At 60.2% G+C, this 17,697-nt stretch carries 15 protein-coding genes and 1 tRNA gene; 3 read left to right on the forward strand and 13 right to left on the reverse strand.

Going from position 1 to position 17,697, the window contains the following annotated elements:
- Window positions 1-294: 294 nt before the first annotated feature.
- The 8 genes from Q0X23_RS01370 to lnt form a co-directional block, all read right to left on the reverse strand.
- The gene (locus Q0X23_RS01370; RefSeq protein ID WP_297858623.1) at window positions 295-1,305 is read right to left on the reverse strand and encodes an ABC transporter ATP-binding protein; all 1,011 of its coding nucleotides are present in this window, start codon (window positions 1,303-1,305) and stop codon (window positions 295-297) included.
- The gene (locus Q0X23_RS01375; protein WP_119339454.1) at window positions 1,302-2,330 is read right to left on the reverse strand and encodes an ABC transporter ATP-binding protein; all 1,029 of its coding nucleotides are present in this window, start codon (window positions 2,328-2,330) and stop codon (window positions 1,302-1,304) included. The genes Q0X23_RS01370 and Q0X23_RS01375 overlap by 4 nt, the downstream gene beginning before the upstream one ends.
- Window positions 2,331-2,409: 79 nt before the next feature.
- Window positions 2,410-3,981 (reverse strand): ABC transporter permease, encoded by a 1,572-nt coding sequence (locus Q0X23_RS01380; protein ID WP_297858624.1) that lies wholly within the window; start codon window positions 3,979-3,981, stop codon window positions 2,410-2,412.
- A gap of 11 nt (window positions 3,982-3,992) precedes the next feature.
- Window positions 3,993-5,189: an ABC transporter permease gene (locus Q0X23_RS01385; protein WP_297858625.1), complete on the reverse strand. Its 1,197-nt coding sequence runs from the start codon at window positions 5,187-5,189 to the stop codon at window positions 3,993-3,995.
- A gap of 55 nt (window positions 5,190-5,244) precedes the next feature.
- The gene (locus Q0X23_RS01390; RefSeq protein WP_297858626.1) at window positions 5,245-6,978 is read right to left on the reverse strand and encodes an ABC transporter substrate-binding protein; all 1,734 of its coding nucleotides are present in this window, start codon (window positions 6,976-6,978) and stop codon (window positions 5,245-5,247) included.
- A 246-nt stretch (window positions 6,979-7,224) separates the two neighbouring features.
- Window positions 7,225-7,452 carry a preprotein translocase subunit SecG gene (gene secG, locus Q0X23_RS01395; protein WP_119339450.1) on the reverse strand — a complete coding sequence of 76 codons (228 nt, stop codon included), beginning with the start codon at window positions 7,450-7,452 and terminating at the stop codon, window positions 7,225-7,227.
- A 26-nt stretch (window positions 7,453-7,478) separates the two neighbouring features.
- Window positions 7,479-7,564 (reverse strand) — tRNA-Leu (locus tag Q0X23_RS01400).
- Window positions 7,565-7,600: 36 nt separating this feature from the next.
- On the reverse strand, window positions 7,601-8,995 hold the full coding sequence (gene lnt, locus Q0X23_RS01405) for an apolipoprotein N-acyltransferase (RefSeq protein ID WP_297861140.1): 1,395 nt from the start codon (window positions 8,993-8,995) through the stop codon (window positions 7,601-7,603).
- Between the two features lie 121 nt (window positions 8,996-9,116).
- Between lnt and Q0X23_RS01410 the strand changes: the two genes are divergently transcribed.
- Window positions 9,117-9,827: a metallophosphoesterase gene (locus Q0X23_RS01410; RefSeq protein ID WP_119339449.1), complete on the forward strand. Its 711-nt coding sequence runs from the start codon at window positions 9,117-9,119 to the stop codon at window positions 9,825-9,827.
- Between the two features lie 398 nt (window positions 9,828-10,225).
- Here the strand turns inward: Q0X23_RS01410 and queG are convergent, their stop codons facing one another.
- From queG to Q0X23_RS01435, 5 genes are all read right to left on the reverse strand, one after another.
- Window positions 10,226-11,326, reverse strand: a complete 1,101-nt coding sequence (queG, locus tag Q0X23_RS01415) for a tRNA epoxyqueuosine(34) reductase QueG (RefSeq protein ID WP_297858627.1) — start codon at window positions 11,324-11,326, stop codon at window positions 10,226-10,228.
- Between the two features lie 359 nt (window positions 11,327-11,685).
- On the reverse strand, window positions 11,686-12,651 hold the full coding sequence (locus Q0X23_RS01420; RefSeq protein WP_297858628.1) for a zinc-binding dehydrogenase: 966 nt from the start codon (window positions 12,649-12,651) through the stop codon (window positions 11,686-11,688).
- Entirely contained in the window at window positions 12,651-14,132 is a 1,482-nt protein-coding gene (locus Q0X23_RS01425; protein WP_297858629.1) for a tripartite tricarboxylate transporter permease, read from the reverse strand. Before Q0X23_RS01425 ends, Q0X23_RS01420 begins: the two co-directional genes overlap by 1 nt.
- Window positions 14,129-14,542, reverse strand: a complete 414-nt coding sequence (locus tag Q0X23_RS01430; protein WP_297858630.1) for a tripartite tricarboxylate transporter TctB family protein — start codon at window positions 14,540-14,542, stop codon at window positions 14,129-14,131. The genes Q0X23_RS01425 and Q0X23_RS01430 overlap by 4 nt, the downstream gene beginning before the upstream one ends.
- A 17-nt stretch (window positions 14,543-14,559) precedes the next feature.
- Window positions 14,560-15,516 (reverse strand): tripartite tricarboxylate transporter substrate binding protein, encoded by a 957-nt coding sequence (locus Q0X23_RS01435; RefSeq protein WP_297858631.1) that lies wholly within the window; start codon window positions 15,514-15,516, stop codon window positions 14,560-14,562.
- Window positions 15,517-15,666: 150 nt separating this feature from the next.
- Between Q0X23_RS01435 and Q0X23_RS01440 the strand changes: the two genes are divergently transcribed.
- Both Q0X23_RS01440 and Q0X23_RS01445 read left to right on the forward strand, forming a co-directional pair.
- Window positions 15,667-16,329 (forward strand): GntR family transcriptional regulator, encoded by a 663-nt coding sequence (locus Q0X23_RS01440; RefSeq protein ID WP_297858632.1) that lies wholly within the window; start codon window positions 15,667-15,669, stop codon window positions 16,327-16,329.
- Between the two features lie 191 nt (window positions 16,330-16,520).
- Window positions 16,521-17,339: a cyclase family protein gene (locus Q0X23_RS01445; RefSeq protein WP_297858633.1), complete on the forward strand. Its 819-nt coding sequence runs from the start codon at window positions 16,521-16,523 to the stop codon at window positions 17,337-17,339.
- Window positions 17,340-17,697 lie beyond the last annotated feature (358 nt).

The raw sequence follows: 17,697 nt of genomic DNA on the forward strand, positions 1-17,697 counted from the left end.
TCACCCCACCATTGAGGCGAGGTGAGAGCGCATTGACCGATTTTTGAGGTGATTCGTTACCGAACGGTAACGAATCAACAGGGTCGAAGTTATCCTCCTAGCGGAGGGGGCTTCTGCTCGATGGAAGGGAGACGCTTTTTTCGCCGATCGTAAGGAAGGGGTGTGTGTAGGATTCAAAAAGACAGCCTTTGAAGTTTTTGGTTTTGTAAACTGTCTTTTTGAATCAGGTATAAATCAAAAACCCCAGCTTTGGCTGGGGTGTCTGGTTCAAGGTAGCCAGCCTGGCGCCATCGCCTAACTCAGGCCCGGGATGTCGTCGCGAATGCAGGCTTTGAAGTGGCCGGGCGCCACTTCTTTGAGTTCGGGCACGGTATTGGCACACTCGGCAATCGCATAGCGGCAACGGGTGCGGAAAACACAGCCCGAGGGCGGGTTGATGGGGCTGGGTATATCGCCCTGCAGCACGATACGCTCACGCTTGATGGTGGGGTCGGGGGTAGGGATGGCCGATAGCAGGGCCTCGGTGTAGGGGTGGCGCGGCTTCAGGTACAGGTCCCGCGAGGGGGCCAGCTCCATCACCTTACCCAGATACATTACCGCAATGCGGTCGGAGATGTACTCCACCACCGCGAGATCGTGGGCAATGAACAGGATGGTCAGGCCCAGTTGCTCTTTGAGATCTTGCAGCAGGTTAACCACCTGGGCCTGAATCGAAACGTCCAGAGCCGAGACCGGCTCATCCGCCACGATGAACTCGGGGCGTACCGCCAGCGCACGGGCAATCCCAATACGCTGACGCTGCCCACCCGAAAACTCGTGGGGATAGCGGCGCACGTGGTCGGGGTTGAGGCCCACCAGTTGCAGCAGTTCGGCCACGCGATCGTTGCGGGCCTGGGCGGAACCTTCCAGGTTGTGGATGACCAGCGGCTCGGCAATGATGTCACCCACCGTCATGCGCGGGTTGAGCGAGGCAAAGGGATCCTGGAAGATGATCTGCATCTTGCGGCGATAGGTGCGGAGTTGGTTCTTGGGAATGTGCGTGATGTCTTGCCCTTGGAAGCTGATGGTTCCTTCGGTGGGTTCAATCAGGCGCAGGATGGTGCGGCCCACGGTGGTCTTACCCGAACCGGACTCCCCTACCAGGCCCAACACCTCGCCTTTCTTCACCCCAAAGCTCACGTCGTTGACCGCCTTAACATTGGCCACTACCCGGGAAAGAATCCCCCCGCGAATAGGGAACCACTTCTTGAGATGGGTCACCTCAACCAGGTTAGCCGTTGTGGTTTCAGGAACAACCGCGCTCATGCTCCCACCACCTCACCTTTTTGGATCTCGGCCCAGCGCACACAGCGCACCATGTGACCGTTGCCGGCATCTTGCAAGACGGGTATGTCCTGGTCACACAGGCCCGGCTTGAAGAATTTGCAGCGCGGGTGGAAGGCACAGCCCTGGGGCAGGTTGAGCGGGTTGGGTACGTTGCCCGGAATAGCCTCCAGGCGCTGTTGGTGGGTAGCCGCCAGGTCGAGCCGGGGCACCGAGTTCAAAAGACCCATGGTGTAGGGGTGCAGGGGCTTTTTGAAGGTGGGCACCACATCGGCTTCTTCCACAGCCCGCCCCGCGTACATCACCACCACCCGGTCGGCCATCTCGGCCACTACACCCAGGTTGTGGGTAATGAACAGGATGCTCATGCCAATCTCTTCCCGCAGCTTGTTCATGAGTTCCAGAATCTGGGCCTGAATGGTCACATCTAAGGCGGTGGTGGGCTCATCCGCAATGAGGAGGGAGGGATTGCAGGAGAGCGCCATGGCGATCATCACACGCTGGCGCATCCCGCCCGACATCTGGTGAGGATAGTTGGACAGGCGTTTTTTAGGTTCAGGGATGCCAACCAGATCAAGCATCTCGGCGGCCTGATCCAGGGCTTCCTTTTTGCTCTTGCCCTGGTGCAGCACGATGGCCTCAGCGATCTGGTCACCCACGGTATACACCGGGTTGAGACTGGTCATGGGCTCCTGGAAGATCATGGCAATGTCGTTGCCACGAATCTTGCGCATGGTGGCCTCATCTTCCTTGACCAGATCCCGGGTTTTGCCATCTTTACCCCTAAAAAGCACTTGCCCACCAACTATCTTGCCGGGGGGGTTGGGAATCAGGCGCATCATGGCCAGGCTGGCAACCGACTTCCCTGAGCCCGATTCGCCCACTACCGCCAGGGTCTCGCCTTTGTCAATGTGGAAAGACACCCCGTCTACGGCCTTAACCACCCCGTCGTCGGTGAAAAAGTGAACCTTCAGGTCTGTAACATCCACCAACCGTTTCTCGTCCATTCCCACTCCTAAATCACTGCAACAGCAGGTTGCGACATTATATCGCCCTCGAGGCCACATTCATCAAAAAACCATCGCCCTACACTTTGGTGCGAGGGTCGAGGGCATCGCGCAAACCGTCCCCCATGAAATTGTAGGCCAGCACCGCCAGCAGGATAAAAAAGCCCGGAATCAGAAGCCAGGGCCGCTCGCTAAAAGCTGTGATGCCGGTAGCCTGGGCCTTGGAAAGCATCAGCCCCCAGGAGGTGGCCGGTTCCTGGATGCCCAGCCCCAGGAAGGAGAGACCCGACTCGCCCAGGATGAAACCCGGAATGGCCAGCGTGACGGCCACAATCAAATAGGTGTAGGTTCCTGGCAGCACGTGTCGAATGATGATCCGGGCATCCCCGGCTCCCAGGGCCTGCGCGGCCTGAGCAAACTCCATCTCGCGCAGTTGCAGCACCTGGCTGCGAATAATGCGGGCCAGCCCGCCCCAGTTCACAAAGGAGAGAATGGTCACCACCAGCACAAAGCGCACCGCAGGCGGCACTTCCATGGGGATGAGCACCGAAAGGATGATCAGCAAGAACAAATCGGGGATGGCCGCCAGCACCTCCACCGCACGCATGATGATGGTGTCCAGATCCAGTTCGATGCGCGGCCAGAGCAGGATATACCCAATAGCCCCCAGCAGTGCTGCACCAATCAAACCCGCGATGATGGCTTCCAGACCCCGGCTGCTCTGCCAGAAGCCCCAGACCGTAATCCACAGCAGCCAGGCCATCCCCCCCCAGGCCGAAAGCCAGAGCAGGACCCTTGCCAGATGGCTACGCCAGACCAGGAAATACATCAGCACACCCAGCCCCACCAGGCCCAGCACTAATCCCAGACCCCCCAGGGCCAGGGTACTGACGCGCTGAAGGTCGGGCCGGATGTAGCGCTCGTAACCCTGGCCCATTCCCCAAAGCAAAGCAGCTATCAGAACCAAACCCAAAAGCGCCAGCAGATGATCCAGCGGGCGGCTACCCCGCACAAACTCCCAGAAGCGAGGGTTCAATAGCCCGATACTGAAAGTGACCGGTCGGCCAGCGTAGAAGCCAGAGATACTACCCATCAGGATGCCGATCACAAGAGCCAGGGCCACCGCAAAGATACCAATGGTCAGGCTGATGCGGGCCCCAAACCAGATGCGACCCCACACATCGCGGCCAAAGTCGTCGGTACCCCACAAAAAGAGTTTGGCCTGGTCTTCCAGCAGCCAGGGGCCCCCCATCAGGCGCAGGTCGGTGGGAATAAGCCCCAGAAAACGATAGGGCTCACCCTGGACGAAGAAATAAATAGGATAGCGGCCCTTCTCGCAGTCGGTGATGACCTCGACCTTGAAGGTCTCGAGGTTCCGGCGCCGCTCGGCAGCGCACACATAGGGCCGGGTCAACCTTCCGTTTTCGTCACGCCAAAAAATTTGGGTGGGTGAGGCAAAAGAGAAATCGCGGAAGCTCTTCTCTTCTGGATAAGGTGCCAGGAAGTCGGCAAACAGGGCTCCTAGGTAAAACACCAACAGAACCGCTGCACCCAGGCGAGCCAGAGGATGCCGCTTAAAGCGAATCCAGGCTTGCTGGAAAAAACTCCGGTTGGCCTGAGGGGTGGCTTTCATTTGCACTCTTGGAATCATGCACGTTCCCCCTAGCTGTAGCGGATGCGCGGGTCTACCCAGGCCAGCAAGAGATCCGAAACCACGTTGCCAATCATCAGCAAGACGGTGGTGATGGTGATGAGGCCCATAATCACATAGATGTCAATGGCCGAGATGGCCTCCAAAAGCGCAGGGGTAATGCCCGGCCAGGCCATGGTGACCTCCACCAGTCCAGCACCCCCAATCAGGCCCGGCAACAACCCCCCAATCCCAGCGATGAAGGGAATCACAGCGTTGCGCAGGGCATGTTTGTAAATCACCACCCGCTCGTTCAAACCCTTGGCCCGCGCTGTTCGAATGTAGTCTTGCGAGAGCACGTCCAGCATCTGGCCGCGCATGACGCGCATGAGGCCGGCCAGACCCGAAGTGCCCACCACAATGACCACCGGGAAGGCGTGCCAGAGTACGTTGTTGGCCCTGGCCCAAAGGGGCGACTCGGTATAGGGCAGCCGTTCGGGCAAGCCCGGCCCTTGCAACAGCGGCCAGAGCATCAGCAAAGCGCTCATGCCAAACAGCACCAGCCCCACCCAGATGCCAAACGTGGCCGTTTGCTTGCGTTGCACACGCCACCAGAACATCCCGGCAAAAACCAGGGTGCCCAGCAAGGCCGGCGGAAAGAGTATCTGGGCCGCCCGGGTCATGTTACCCAGATGAAGGAACTCGTCGGTCATGCCACCAATAGGCAAAATACGCATATTGGTAAGATCGGAGAGCCAAACTGCCAAAAAGAGCATGATGAGCCCAAAAAAGAAGTTGGGGATGGCCAGACCCAAAAAAGCCAGGACGGTGAAGGTTCGGTCGGGCCAGGTGTACTTGCGGATGGCCGAGTATACCCCAATGGGAATGGCGATCAGATAGATCATCAGGGTGGCCAGCACCACCAGAACCATAGAGTTCAGGATGCGCTGACCAATTACGCTCCACACATCGGATTTATACGAGAGCGATAGGCCCAGGTAGCCTTGCAGAATGCCGGATAGCCACTTGGCGTACTGCACCGGCAGGGGCTGATCAAGGCCCAACTGTTGGCGCAGGTTGGCAATAGATTCACGGTCTTGGGTAGGGTCGAGCTCGAGCCGGGTTACAAAATCGCCCGGCGCAAGCTGTATAACCAGAAAGGCCAGCAGGGTAGCCCCAAAAAAAGTGGGGATAAGCTGGAGCAGCCTCCGTACAACATAGCCAAACATAGCACCTCAGCATGAAGGCAAGGGGTGGCCAGCCACCCCTTGCCCCCAAAGGCAGTTACTCCTTGGCAAAAATGGTCTCGATGTAGGGGGCCTGTCCGTTAATAGAGTTGATCTGCTCCTTGGGGAACATACCACCCAGTCGGGTCAGGCGGGCCGGGTTGTAGGCCGGGGCCACGGTATAGATGAGCGGCAGATTCTCGGCCACCACCTTCTGGAACTGCACGTAAATCTGACGGCGCTGGGCCTGGTCGAGGGTGGTAGCACCGCGCTTCATCAAGGTATCGATGAGCACTTCGAAGGCCTCCACCTTGGCCGGATTTTTACCACCCGTGCCCAGGTTCCAGGCGTGCAGCGAGCCGTTGAGTTCCCACACGTTGCGGCTGAAGGCGGGTTCGATGCCGCCGGTAAGGCCGATCAGAATGGCATCGAAATCGCGGGTACCATCGGCGGCGGGGCTGGTCAGCTGACGCACCAGCTCGTTGAAGTCGATGGGGCGGTATTCGACCTTGACCCCAACCTTGCGGGCTTCGTCACGGAAGATCTGGGCGATGCGCTCGCGCACGTTGTTGCCCTGGTTGGTCACCAGGTTGAACTCCAGCACCTTGCCCTGGGCGTTCACCAGCCAGCCGTCGCGGTTTTTGCTGCGGAAACCCAGTTCGGCCAGGAGCTGCGCGGCCTTTTGCGGGCTGAACTCGAACTTGGCCACATCGTCGGTGAAAAAGGCTTTGTTAGGAATGGAGATGGGGCTCCACTGGGCCTGACCCAAGCCGCCCAGGGCCACCTCGATCATGGACTTCTTGTCCATCAGGTGGGCCATGGCCCGGCGGAACTTAACCTGACGGAACAGGTTTTCCTTGAAGGAGTCCTTGTTGTTCCAGTTGAAGACGATAAAGTTGGTACCCAGAGTAACGTCTACGTTGGGGAAGATTTCGGCCCGCAGGCGATTAGCACGGATGCGCTCCAAAACCTGCGCCACCTGGTCGGCGTTGGCGGCTGAGAAGGTATCGGCCTCCCCGGCCAGGAAGCGCGCAAGCTGGGCGTTCAGGTCGGGCACAATCTGGAAGGTGTAGCGCTCGAGGTAGGCCACCGGGTTGTTGCGTTCGTCCACCCCCCAGTAGTTGGGGTTGCGCACCAGTACCACCCGCTCACCCTTGACGTAGCTATCGAGCTTGAAGGGGCCGCCCGAGACCACCTGGGCCGCTGGCGTATCCAGGTTCCAAAGGGCCTGAAGCTGCTGCACCCCAGCCCGGTAAGCAGGGCCAAAAACGTGTTCGGGCACGATATACCAGCCCTGGATCAAAGCCGGTGCATAGGGCTTGGGGAAGTCGGCCCGCACCGTAAACTGATCTACCTTGGTCCAGCGGATCGGCTGGCCATCAAGGATGAAGCTGCTACGCGAGTTGGAGTTGACCCGCTGATCGGCGTGGACGGTGGCACTAAAAATCACATCGTCGGCGTCGATAGCCTGTCCGTCGGACCACTTGGCCCCTTCACGCAGCTTGAAAATCACAGTCAAGCCGTTGTTACGGACTTCCCACGACTTAGCCAGCCGGCCCTCTGGGGCCTGGGTATAGGGGTCATAGGTCGTCAGGTAGGGCAAAAAGAGGGCAATGATGTCGGTTGAGGAAGTCTCCCGTGCTACAAAGGGGTTCCAGGTACGCGGGTCGGAGATGGAGGTGATGCGGTAGGCACCCCCCGCCCGGCCCGGCTCGGTGCCCTTGAACACCTTGGGCTGGGCCAGCGCCAACCCGGCCAGGGCGAGCATTCCTAAGACTAGCAGTTTCTTCATTTCAAGCCTCCTGATATCTAACAGTTCACCACCCTCGCTGCTTCAGGGGAAGATACACAACGAGATGGACTTGGTACAAAGCTATAAAGCCATCCTGCGGCTGTCAAGGGCTTGTGGGTGAATTTGTACCTGGAATTCATCCACCAAACGGTGGATGGGTTTACACCAGTGCTCCACTGCTCCAACATGAAAACGCCCTCCAGCACGGCTGAAGGGCTCTTTTGGGTGAGGGATTTAACCAACCGCTTACCGGTTAAAAAACCGGAACGAAAAGGCCAGGATCACAAAGATGGCGCCCAGAACCACGGTGATGCGGTATAGACCGCCCGTTACGCCACGGGTACTGAAGAGGTCGGTCGAACCGCCAAACATATCGCCGGCACCCTGTTTGGGTTCTTGCGAAAGCACCAGGTAGACCAGAAATCCGGCCACGGCGATGTAAAGAAAAATCAGGATGTTTTGAAGAATTTCCACTGCATGCCTCCACTAGCGGTGCTGATTGGTGCCGGGAATGGGACTCGAACCCACACGGCTGTTAACCGTCCGATTTTGAGTCGGGTGCGTCTACCAATTCCGCCATCCCGGCACGCGGGGAAAAGTTCTGGCATACTCGCCAGCAAGACTAAACTATAGTGCCTTTTGTACGGATTCGCAAGCCGAGCATCACCCAGGCCCCCGCCAGCACTACCGCCCAGTCTCCCCAGCGCACGTACGGCGTCGGGCTTTTTAACAGGGCAAACTGCCCCGCCAGAAAGCCGGCCTCGCGCTGGGGAATGCGGGCCGTAACCCGGCCAAAAGGGTCTATGATGGCGGTTACGCCATCGTTGCCGGCCCGGAGCAACCACCGACCGGTTTCGACAGCCCGCAGGCGGCCCATCTGAAAATGTTGCAAACCCCCAAAGCTGGGGCCGTACCAGGCATCGTTGGAGCCGAGTTCCAAAACCTCTGCACCGTTCAAAACCAGCCTCCGCGCCACCGCTGGGAAGACCGATTCATAGCAAATAAAAGCACCGTATTTGTCCAGGGGCGTATAGGCCGTGCCGGGCGTGCGGCTGCCCAGATCGCCATCGAAGCCAAAAGCTCGGAAGAAGAAACGATACACTGGGCGCAGGGCTTCGCTCCAGGGAAAGTTCTCTCCGAAAGGTACCAGCCGATTTTTGTCGTAGAAGTGGGTGATCTGCCCCCCCACTACCCGTACCGCCCGGTTGGTGAAGCCGGTCTCGAGGCCACTCAAAAGCTCTCGGCTACCCAGCAAAGCCGGCAACTCGGGGGGAAAACTTGCTACGGCTGTCTCGGGCCAAACTACAACCTGGGCCTCGGGATGGGCTTGCAGGCCCTTGAGGGTAAGTTCCAGGTAGGTTTGCTGGGCAGAGAGGCCCTCGAGCTTTCGCAAGGGGTTGATGTTGCCCTGCACCAGCAAGGCGGTCAAGCTCCCCTGCGTAGCGGGCAGTGGGAGAAACCATAACCCTCCCCAAAACAACAGCGTACCCAGCAAACCCAGGCTGTGATAAGAAAAAACCACGCGCCCTCCTAGGGCACGCCTTCCGGCAAAGTACAGGCCGAGCGCCACCCCCAACACCAAAAGCGAAAGCAGGTAGACTCCGCCCAGGCTGGCAACCACCCGCCCCGGTGCGTCCACCAGCGCATAGCCCAAAAAGCCCCATGGGAAAGCAACTTCCCCCAAGGAGGTAAGGTATTCCTGCACCACCCACAGCCCCGCCCTGGCAAGGGGTTTGCCCCGGGTCAGGCCAAACACAACCCCCCAGATAGCGGCCTTGATCAAGACCAGCGGAAGATAGGGCACCGCACCCCAGGGCGTTTCAAACAGCACCACAAAACTAAGCGGTAGCCAGACCAGATGCACCGCCCAGAAGCCAATTCCGGCCAGCAAGCCAAAGCGAAAGCCCCCCCGCGTCAGGAGCCAGATCAGGGGCAGCGGGGCCAGGAAGCCCAGTGGCGTGGGTGGCAGACAGAGCGCGAGCGCTACACCCAAAAAAAGAGGAAGCCAGAACTGCACCGCTAAAGCATACGCCGCCCGGTTGAAAAAAGCCTGAACACATAGCCCAAACAGCACGCTCGCCTCGGTGAAGGCTAAATGAGCCCCTTATTTGACTTTTTCATGGCAAAATGAAACAGCCATGCGGCTAGGGATCATCGCTGAAATTCACGCCAATCTTCCGGCGCTTGAAGCGGTACTGGAGGCTCTACGCAAAGAGGGCATTGATCAGGTGCTGGCCGTGGGGGATCTGGTGGGTTATGGCCCCCATCCACGCCAGGTAATCCGCAAGCTCGATAAGGAAGGCATCCCCTGTGTACCGGGGGCCGCCGACTTGCGGGTGGCTTATGCCCTTCCCTCCCCTGCCCGCGAAGGCATTGCCGAGACCACCATCGTCTGGACCCGCGAACAACTGGGCGCCCGCGAGATGCATTTTTTGCGCAACCTGCGCTCGCGCCACCGCTACGAAACCCCCGGGGGCCGCCTGATGGTGTTTCACGGCTCGCCAGAGGATCCCGAACACAAGATAGATCTCAACGATGCACACCCGGCAGAAATTTTGAAAATGCTGGAAAGCATCCGCTCACGTTATGCGGTGGTCGCGGGCAAGCACATCCCCTTTCGCCGGGTGGTGCACAAAGGGGTAGTCTACGACCCCGGTTCGGTGGGCTTGAGCCTGGGGGGTGAGCCTGGGGCCGACGTACTGATTCTGGAAGATGACATTCACGGCGAGGTGCTCCACCGCTTTTTGAAGGTTCCCTATGATTATGGCCAGGTTACCTTCGACCTAGCTGCCTGGGAGTTGCCGGAGGTGCTGGCCGAGGTGGTTCGACAGGGGCGGTTCCCTAAATAGAAGGTTTCTTGGCTGCTATAACGATTCCTTCCTGGCCAACAGCAACACCCGGCTTAGCTATAGCCTGACCGACCCCGACGGTGCTCCCAGCAGCCAGTACACGGTGGTCTGGCGGCTCACCTACGGCAGCCAGAGCTGGACCATTGTGCCCAGTACCAGTCGGTTAGTTCGGCGCCGGATGGCGGCGAACTAACAGGGCCGAAGTTATCCCCGTAGCGGAGGGCGATACCGCCCCTTGGAAGTTATCTGCGTAGCGGAGGGCGTAAGCCCCTTGGAAGGGAGACGCTTTCTTCGCCGACCGTTCGGGAGGGGTGTGCTCTAGGATTCAAAAAGATAGCCTCTGGGGGTCTTTGGTTTGGATGGTTATCTTTTTGAATCCGGTATGATTTACCAATCGCTCAATACTGCCTTTCCAACCACCCCCGCGCCACCCCCACCACCAAAGGCTCTGGGTCTTGCAGTAGCGGAATAACCGAGCCCAAATCGCCCAGGCGGGCCAGCGCCTCGGCGGCTGTAGCCCGCACCAGTGGGTTGACGTCACGGGCCCCCTGACGCACCAGGGGTAGGTAGTCGGGGTTGCCCAGGTTGGCCAGGACCACCAGAGCGTTGCGGGCCATGCGGGTACGGCCAGGGCGTAGGAAAACCGTGCCGGCATACTTGCGCTGGAAGGCTTTGGAGGAGAGGTAAAAAAAATCCTCCAGGTTGGGGTAGACCAGCTCGGGCTCTGGCACAAAGCCCTGCCAGAAGGATTGGGCCCTGCGGTTCCAGGGGCACACCTCCTGGCAGATGTCACAGCCAAAGAGCCAGTCCCCCATACCCGTCCACAGCTCGGCAGGGATGGGGCCCCGGTGTTCAATGGTCCAGTAGCTGATGCAGCGCCTCGAGTCCAGCGTTCCATCGCCCAGTAGGGCCCCGGTGGGGCAGCCCGTCACACAGCGCCTACAGATGCCACAGCGATTGGGGTATAGCCCTCCTGCTGACGCAGGGGGCAGGGAGGTGAGCAGCACGGCCAGGGTCAGGTAGGTGCCCTCGCCCATCCGCATCAGCATGGCGTTGCGCCCAATCCAGCCCAGGCTGCCCTGCACCGCATACGAACGCTCGGAAAAGGGGCCGGTGTCCACGTAGCCCCTGGCTTGCAGGCCCAGGCTTTGGGCGAGGCGCTCGAGGTCTTGCAAGTAGGGCTGAATCAGCAGGTGGTAGTCCCGCACCCAGGCATAGCGGGCCACCCGGCCTATACGAACCCCGCCCGGAGGTCGCTTGGGCGGCGGGTAGGCATGGGGTGCTGCCAGCACCAGCACACTCTTCGCCCAGCCAAATCGGCTTCTGGGGCTGAGTCGGGTACTCAGATTTTGGTTCAGGTAAGCCATTTCGGCCTGCCGACCCAAAGCAAGCCAGGCCTGGTAGCGTGCTTGAGTGTCCTGCGGCAAATCCACCTGGGCCCAGGCCGTCAAAAAGCCCTGCTGCTGCGCGGCCTGGGTAAGGATTTCCGCCGCATTCACACCCCGATTGTGCGGGGTTTAGTGGGCAAATACAAGTTCTATCAGGTATTGCGGGCCGCACACCCGCAGCCATAGGCCATCGGCTGTTGGCGGGTGTTCAGCGCCTAACTTACCGGCAAGGTCACCGAAGCGGTAGTGCCCTGCCCGGGCTGGCTGACAATCTGGATGGCGCCCTGAGGCTATCTTTTCTCTTTCAAGGGGCGGTACGCCCTCCGCTACGCGGATAACTTCGGTCGGGTTAGTTCGTCACCCTTCGGTGACGAACTAACCGAATCTGGTATCAAAGCCGGCCTTGGCAATGGCCTCGAGCTTACTCTTAAGGTCGCCGCTGAGCGAAACCGTAGCAATGGAGGTGCGCATCACCCCTCCCAAACCAGCACCGCCTTGGCCTGGGGCAGCCGGCCTTGCAGCAGTTCGTTGAAGGTGTCCTGGTAGGTGCGGAAGGGCCGCACCACCGCCAGGCCTTCGGGTACCTGGGCCACCAGGGCCACTGCCCGAGCAAAGTCGTCGTGGGTGAAGACATACGCCCCTTTGAGGCCGATTTCCTGCAGAACCGCGCGCTGCAGCGGCAGCAAAGCTTCGGTGGCCTCGAGGCCCACCAGCACCACGCAGCCCCCGGACTCTACCGCGTTGACCGCCAGCCCCACCGTAGAAGCGCTCCCCACACAGTCCAGCGCCACCTCAAAGAGACCCTGGGGGGCCTCCTGTACTTCCTGAATGAACTCGAGGCCCCGCAGCCAGGCCTGGCGCAAAGGGTTGCGCTCGGCCACAACCACCTCCGCCCCGGCTCGAGCCAGCAGCCAGGCCGCCAGGGTGCCGATGGCCCCCCCGCCTATCACCAGCACCCGCCGCCCCAGCACCGGCCCGGCCAGATCGACCGCCCGCAGGGCCACCGCCAGCGGCTCGCATAGGGCACCCTTCCAGTAGGTAAGCCCTTCGGGCAGGGGGTAGAGCTGGGCTAAGGGCAGCCGTAGCTGTTGGGCAAACCCCCCCCGGTGGTGAAAGCCCACATTGGTGCGGTGGGGGCACAGGTTCGAAAGACCCCTTCGGCAGCGGTCGCAGCGCCCACAGGCCACCAGTGGATTCACCGCCACCATGCGGCCTACCCAGTCCTCGGGGCCTTCCAGCACCCGAGCCGCAATCTCGTGCCCCAGAATCAGGGGTGGCAGCCAGCGGGCCCGCATGGCCGGACTGCCCTTATAAACACTCAGGTCGCTGCCGCACACTCCGCAGGCTGCCACCTGCAAAAGCATCCCCCCTTCCTGGGGGACAGCCAGCTCCTTTAGAGAAAGCCGCCCAAAGTCTTCCAAGACCACCGCTTGCATCAGGCACGCTCCTCCGCCGGCCAGCGCAGCCAGGCCCACCAACCCCGCCGAAGACCCAGCACACCCACCACCATGGCCACGTTCAGGAAGGCCAGCAACAAGGCCAGGGGTCGCTCAAAAAAGCTCAGAAGGTTCCAGTGGGTCTTGATCATGCTGACCATAAAGTGCTGTTCTAGAAGGGGGCCCAGCACCATCCCCAGCACCACCAGCCCCAGGGGAAAGCCCCCCTGCCGTAGCACAAAGCCCAGCGCCCCCAGTACGGCCAGCAGGTAGAGGTCGAAGGGGTTGTTGTTCACCGCGTAAGCGCCCACCACGCACAAGCCCAGCACCACCCCCATCAGCACCCGGGTGGGAATCTTGAGCAGGTTCTGCACAATCAGGGCACTCAGATACCCTCCCAGGGGCATCACCAGCACGCTCACCAGGAAGAAAGCCAGGTAAATCTGAAGCACCAGCGCACCGTGTTTGTTGAATAGCTCCGGGCCGGGGGTAATGCCCAGGGCTAGAAACATCCCCAACAGAATGGCGGTCAGCGTATCGCCGGGTAGCCCCAGGGCCATCGCCGGAATCCAGGCCCCCGCCACGGCGGCGTTGTTGGCGCTGCTGCCATCCAGCGCTACCTGTTCGGGCTGGCCTTTGCGCATCCGGCGCAGGTTACTGGAAATCCAGGCCGCAATGTCGGAGCCGGCCCCCGGCAAGAACCCCACGAACGTGCCCAGCACCGAGGAGCGTACCAGGCTCCCGCGCTCTGTCCAGCAAAAGCGACCGGCCTCCCCAAAATACTGACGGAGGATGGAGCCTCGGCCCAGCCCCTGGGTTTGGGGGCCATGGGAGCTGTTTTTGTAAAGCAGGTGGTGCAGAACCTCGCTCACCCCAAAGAAAGCGATGAGGGCCACAATAAAGTCAATCCCGCCCAGCAACTCGCGCTGGCCGAAGGTAAAGCGGGGGTTGCCCAGGGCCGGGTCATAGCCGATGGTGGCCAGCAACATGCCCAGGCCAAAAGCAATAGCCCCCTTGAGTACCCTGGGCACCGCCAGAATGCCGCTCAGTATGCCCAACAGCACCAGCCAGAAGTATTCGAAGGAAGAGAACTGCCGGGCCAGGGCCACTAAACCCAGCGAGCCCACCACCAGAAAGCCCAGCCCAATCAGGCTGCCGATGGCCGAAGGCAGGGCCGATAGCCCCAGGGCAAAGGCTGGAGAGCGCCTGCGGGCCACCTCGTGCAGTTCCTCGGTGTAGGCCGCGGAGGCCGGGGTGCCGGGCATCCGCACCAGCACCGAGCCGATATCCCCAGCAAAAATGGCCGTAGCGGTGATGCCGATCAGGGCGGCGAGGGCCACCTCCGGCCCCAAAAAAAGCAGAACCGGTATGGCCAGGCTGATGGCCAGGGTAGCGGTGAGGCCAGGGATGGCCCCAAAAATGGCCCCGTAAAGCGACCCCAGCAACAGGGCCAGCAGGGCTTCTGGACTCAGGAAGTTCATCCCTGTACCCCCAGGAAGCGCTGAAAAACAGTGTAGACCAGCAGGGCCACCATACCGCCGGTGAGGAGGGCGGTGCCAAAGCGCACCCCCAGCAGCCAGGCCCCCGCCAGGGCATATAGACCTGCAGTGAAGGCCAGGCCCATCTGGCCCAGCAGCCAGGGAGCCAGGGTTAGACCCAGGAGGGCCAGGAGCACCCGCCCTTCGCCCCCCTCGAGCCGAGTCTTTTCAGTACGCCCTTGCCACAGCAAGCGGAGCCCACTAAAGACCAGCATTGCTCCCAGGACGCTCGGGAACAGAGCCGGGCCAGGGTAGCCCCCCTCCATCTGGGGCAAGTTGCGGCTCAGGACTAGGGCCAGAGTGCCCAGGGCCACGGCCAGTAAGGCCGCAGCCCGTTCCCAGATTCGCTGCACCGACACCCCGAGTACCTTCAGAACTTGAGATCAAGTTCTTTTACGATCTGCTGCATGGCCTGGGTGCGTTCCCGCAGGAAGGCCAGGCTGGCCTTGCGGTCAAGGTGGTTGATCACCAGGTTGGCGTTGTTCATGAAGCGCACAAACTCGGGGTCTTGCACGGCTTTGGCAAAAGCCTTGTCCAGCACATCCACCACCGAGGGGAGGGTGTACTTGGGCGCCGCCGCCATCAAGAAGGAGGCAAATGTCCAGTCGAAGCCCAGCTCCTTGAGGGTGGGCACGTCGGGGAAGCTGGGGAAGCGTTTATCGGTCATGAAAGCAAGGTAGCGGGCCTCGCCGGACTTCACCAACGCGCTACCTTCTCCGATGGAGACGAACGCTACGTTGACCCCTCCCGCTATCAGTTCTTGCATAGCAGCCGCGGCCCCCTGGGCAGGAACCCAGGGCAGGGCGGTTTCCTTAGCCCCGATGGTCTTTAAGAAGCCCAGCCGGGCGAAGTCGTAGGAACCCCATTTGGCCGTACCGGAGGCCTTGTACTTACCGGGGTTCTGCTTCACGTCGGCAATAAGCTCTTGGGCAGTGCGCCAGGGCGCATCCTTGCGCACCACAATGGCCACCGGGTTCAGCACCAGCAAGGAGATGGGGGTGTACTGTTCGACGTCAATTTTGGTCTGGGCCACCCAGGGAGGCAGGATGACCTCGAGGGTGATGATGCCTATTGTGTAACCGTCGGGGCGACCCTGGGCGATGGCTCCATGCCCTACCGCGCCACCCCCGCCGGTTCGATTAACCACCTGGAAGGGTGCGCCCAAGGTTTTTTCCAAAACCGGAGCCAGGGCCCGGGCGGTTAAGTCGGTCGAGCCACCCGGCGACCAGGGCACAATCATCGTGACCGGGCGAACCGGGAAACGCTGGGCCAACCCCAGCCCACCCAAAAGTAACACCGCCAGCAAAAGCGTCCACCAACGTTTCATGCTTTTCCTCCCTTTGGCTCTTCGGCTTACATCAAGGTTGTGGATGGAGCCTGGTTGTAAGCGAAGTGCGGTCACTATAACCGAGGTTTGACTACAATGCAACTGGCATCTCAGTAGGGTTTGAGTTAGACTGCTAAAAAAAGGAGGCCCATGACCCACCCCCCCCTCGAGCCCCTTCCTCTGCGCGAGCAGGCCTATTCGCGCATCAAGCAGCTCATCCTGGACGAGGAGTTTCCGCCCAATAGTTTTCTTTCGGAGCGCGGACTGGCTGAGCGCCTGGGCATGAGCAAGACCCCGGTTCGGCTGGCTATTGCTAGGCTCGAACACGAGGGGTACGTGCGGGTCTCTCCGCAGCAGGGCATCGTGGTGCTGGCCCCGAGTTTCGAGGAAATTCTGGACTACATCGATTTTCGCCTGGCGCTGGAGAGCTTCGTAGTGAAAAGTCTGGCGGCTTTACCTAGCCCGGATCGAGCCCAAGCCCTGGAAGCCCAGCTTGTCGAACAAGCCCAGGTAGTACACAACCCCAAGAGCCCTCTCCAAGCCCTGGTGCATGCCGACATGGCTTTCCACAGATTTCTGGCCGCTTTGCTGGGTAACCGCCCCATCCTGCAAGCCTTAGAGCGCCAACAAGAAGTGCTCTACCGCATCGCTATGCGCATTTTTCAAAAATACCCCCAGCGACGTGAACAGAGCTTTGTCGAGCACCAGACCCTCTGCCGCCTCATTGCTGCAGGCCAGCAGGCCGAGGCAGCAGCCCTTATCGAGCAACACATTCTGCGAATCAAGTCTTTGCTGGTAGGCGCGGAGGGGTGAACGGTACATGGCGGGAGGTACTTTTTTTCGCTATCCGCACAATGTTCACAAAGCGAACAAGCTAAAAGCCTGTCTGCAGCTTGAGGCTGTTGCATTTTGGCTTGCGCTTCCGATAAACTCAAGCCACTCGAGCTTTTCGTACAACAACTCGCTGAGTAGATGCCAGAAGCCTCGAGTTTAGGGAGGTCTAAATGTGCGCACCTTGTGTGATGGGCCTGGTAGAAAAAAGCCTCAGCCGTCGTGAGCTTCTTGGAATAGCGGCCGGTGTAGCTGCGGTAGCCGTCAGCAGTGCCCAGGCCCAGAGCCAGGTAGCCGGCAAAGCCTTCAGCAACGTGGCCGACCTGACCCACATGGTCTCGCCCAGCTTCCCCATGTTCCCCGGTGCCAGCCCCATGAAAATCACCGAGGTGGTGACCGTCAAGAAGGATGGCTACTACGGCAACACCCTGGAAATCTGGGAACATACCGGCACCCACATGGACGCCCCCGCTCACTTTGCGGATGGGGGCGCCACTGCCGACACCCTTCCCGTGAACCGCCTGATTGCCCCCCTGGCCGTTATCAACATCAAGGCCAAGGCCGACCGCAACCCCGACGCCGAGGTCACCGCAGACGATATCCTGGCCTGGGAGCGCAGCTATGGTCGGCTGCCCAACGGGGCCTTTGTGGCCATGTACTCGGGCTGGGATAGCCGCGTGAACGATGCCAAAGCTTTTGTCAACCTGGATGGCTCCAATGTACAGCACTATCCCGGTTTCAGCCCTGCCGCCGCAGAGTTTCTGGTACGCGAGCGCAACATCGTGGGCGTGGGGGTAGACACCCTCTCGCTCGACTTTGGCGCTTCCAAGGACTTCAAAAGCCATGTGACCCTGCTGGGCGCGGGCAAGTACGGCCTCGAGAACCTGGCCAACTTAGCCAGCGTGCGCCCCAACGGGGCCATGATTATTGTGGGCGGGCCCAAGCACAAGGGCGCTTCGGGCGGGCCTAGCCGGGTGATGGCGATCTGGTAACCCCCTGCGCACTTTATTGCGCCCTTACGAAACAAATCTTGCTTATAGCCGCTGATTTGCGCGGTGGCTCAAAAGGCTGTCCTAAGCAAAGAAATAACAGCGGGTAGAGATAAAAATGTGTTGCTCAAGGACTATATGGGGTTGTCTGGCGCATTGTGCCTGAAATGCTTTATTGAAGGCCAATCTCGTCGTTGTAGGAATTCCCCAACGCCCTGTTGTGAGAACCTCGAGCCGGGGTCAAAGCGCAAACTCTTACCCCCAAATATCTACATATTGTTCGATGGGTATCGCAACAAAGTTGAATTGATTCGATAAACACACAGTTCCAGTAAACTAAACCAAGATTTTACTGTGCGAG

The organism is Meiothermus sp., from assembly GCF_026004115.1.
In the GTDB taxonomy this organism is placed as follows: Bacteria; Deinococcota; Deinococci; order Deinococcales; family Thermaceae; genus Meiothermus.

Coding starts and splice junctions, on each gene's coding strand:
- Q0X23_RS01370 (WP_297858623.1), bottom strand. CDS start 1,305: ATGAGCGCGGTTGTTCCTGAAACCACAACGGCTAACCTGGTTGAGGTG.
- Q0X23_RS01375 (WP_119339454.1), bottom strand. CDS start 2,330: ATGGACGAGAAACGGTTGGTGGATGTTACAGACCTGAAGGTTCACTTT.
- Q0X23_RS01380 (WP_297858624.1), bottom strand. CDS start 3,981: ATGATTCCAAGAGTGCAAATGAAAGCCACCCCTCAGGCCAACCGGAGT.
- Q0X23_RS01385 (WP_297858625.1), bottom strand. CDS start 5,189: ATGTTTGGCTATGTTGTACGGAGGCTGCTCCAGCTTATCCCCACTTTT.
- Q0X23_RS01390 (WP_297858626.1), bottom strand. CDS start 6,978: ATGAAGAAACTGCTAGTCTTAGGAATGCTCGCCCTGGCCGGGTTGGCG.
- Q0X23_RS01410 (WP_119339449.1), top strand. CDS start 9,117: ATGCGGCTAGGGATCATCGCTGAAATTCACGCCAATCTTCCGGCGCTT.
- Q0X23_RS01420 (WP_297858628.1), bottom strand. CDS start 12,651: ATGCAAGCGGTGGTCTTGGAAGACTTTGGGCGGCTTTCTCTAAAGGAG.
- Q0X23_RS01425 (WP_297858629.1), bottom strand. CDS start 14,132: ATGAACTTCCTGAGTCCAGAAGCCCTGCTGGCCCTGTTGCTGGGGTCG.
- Q0X23_RS01435 (WP_297858631.1), bottom strand. CDS start 15,516: ATGAAACGTTGGTGGACGCTTTTGCTGGCGGTGTTACTTTTGGGTGGG.
- Q0X23_RS01440 (WP_297858632.1), top strand. CDS start 15,667: ATGACCCACCCCCCCCTCGAGCCCCTTCCTCTGCGCGAGCAGGCCTAT.
- Q0X23_RS01445 (WP_297858633.1), top strand. CDS start 16,521: ATGTGCGCACCTTGTGTGATGGGCCTGGTAGAAAAAAGCCTCAGCCGT.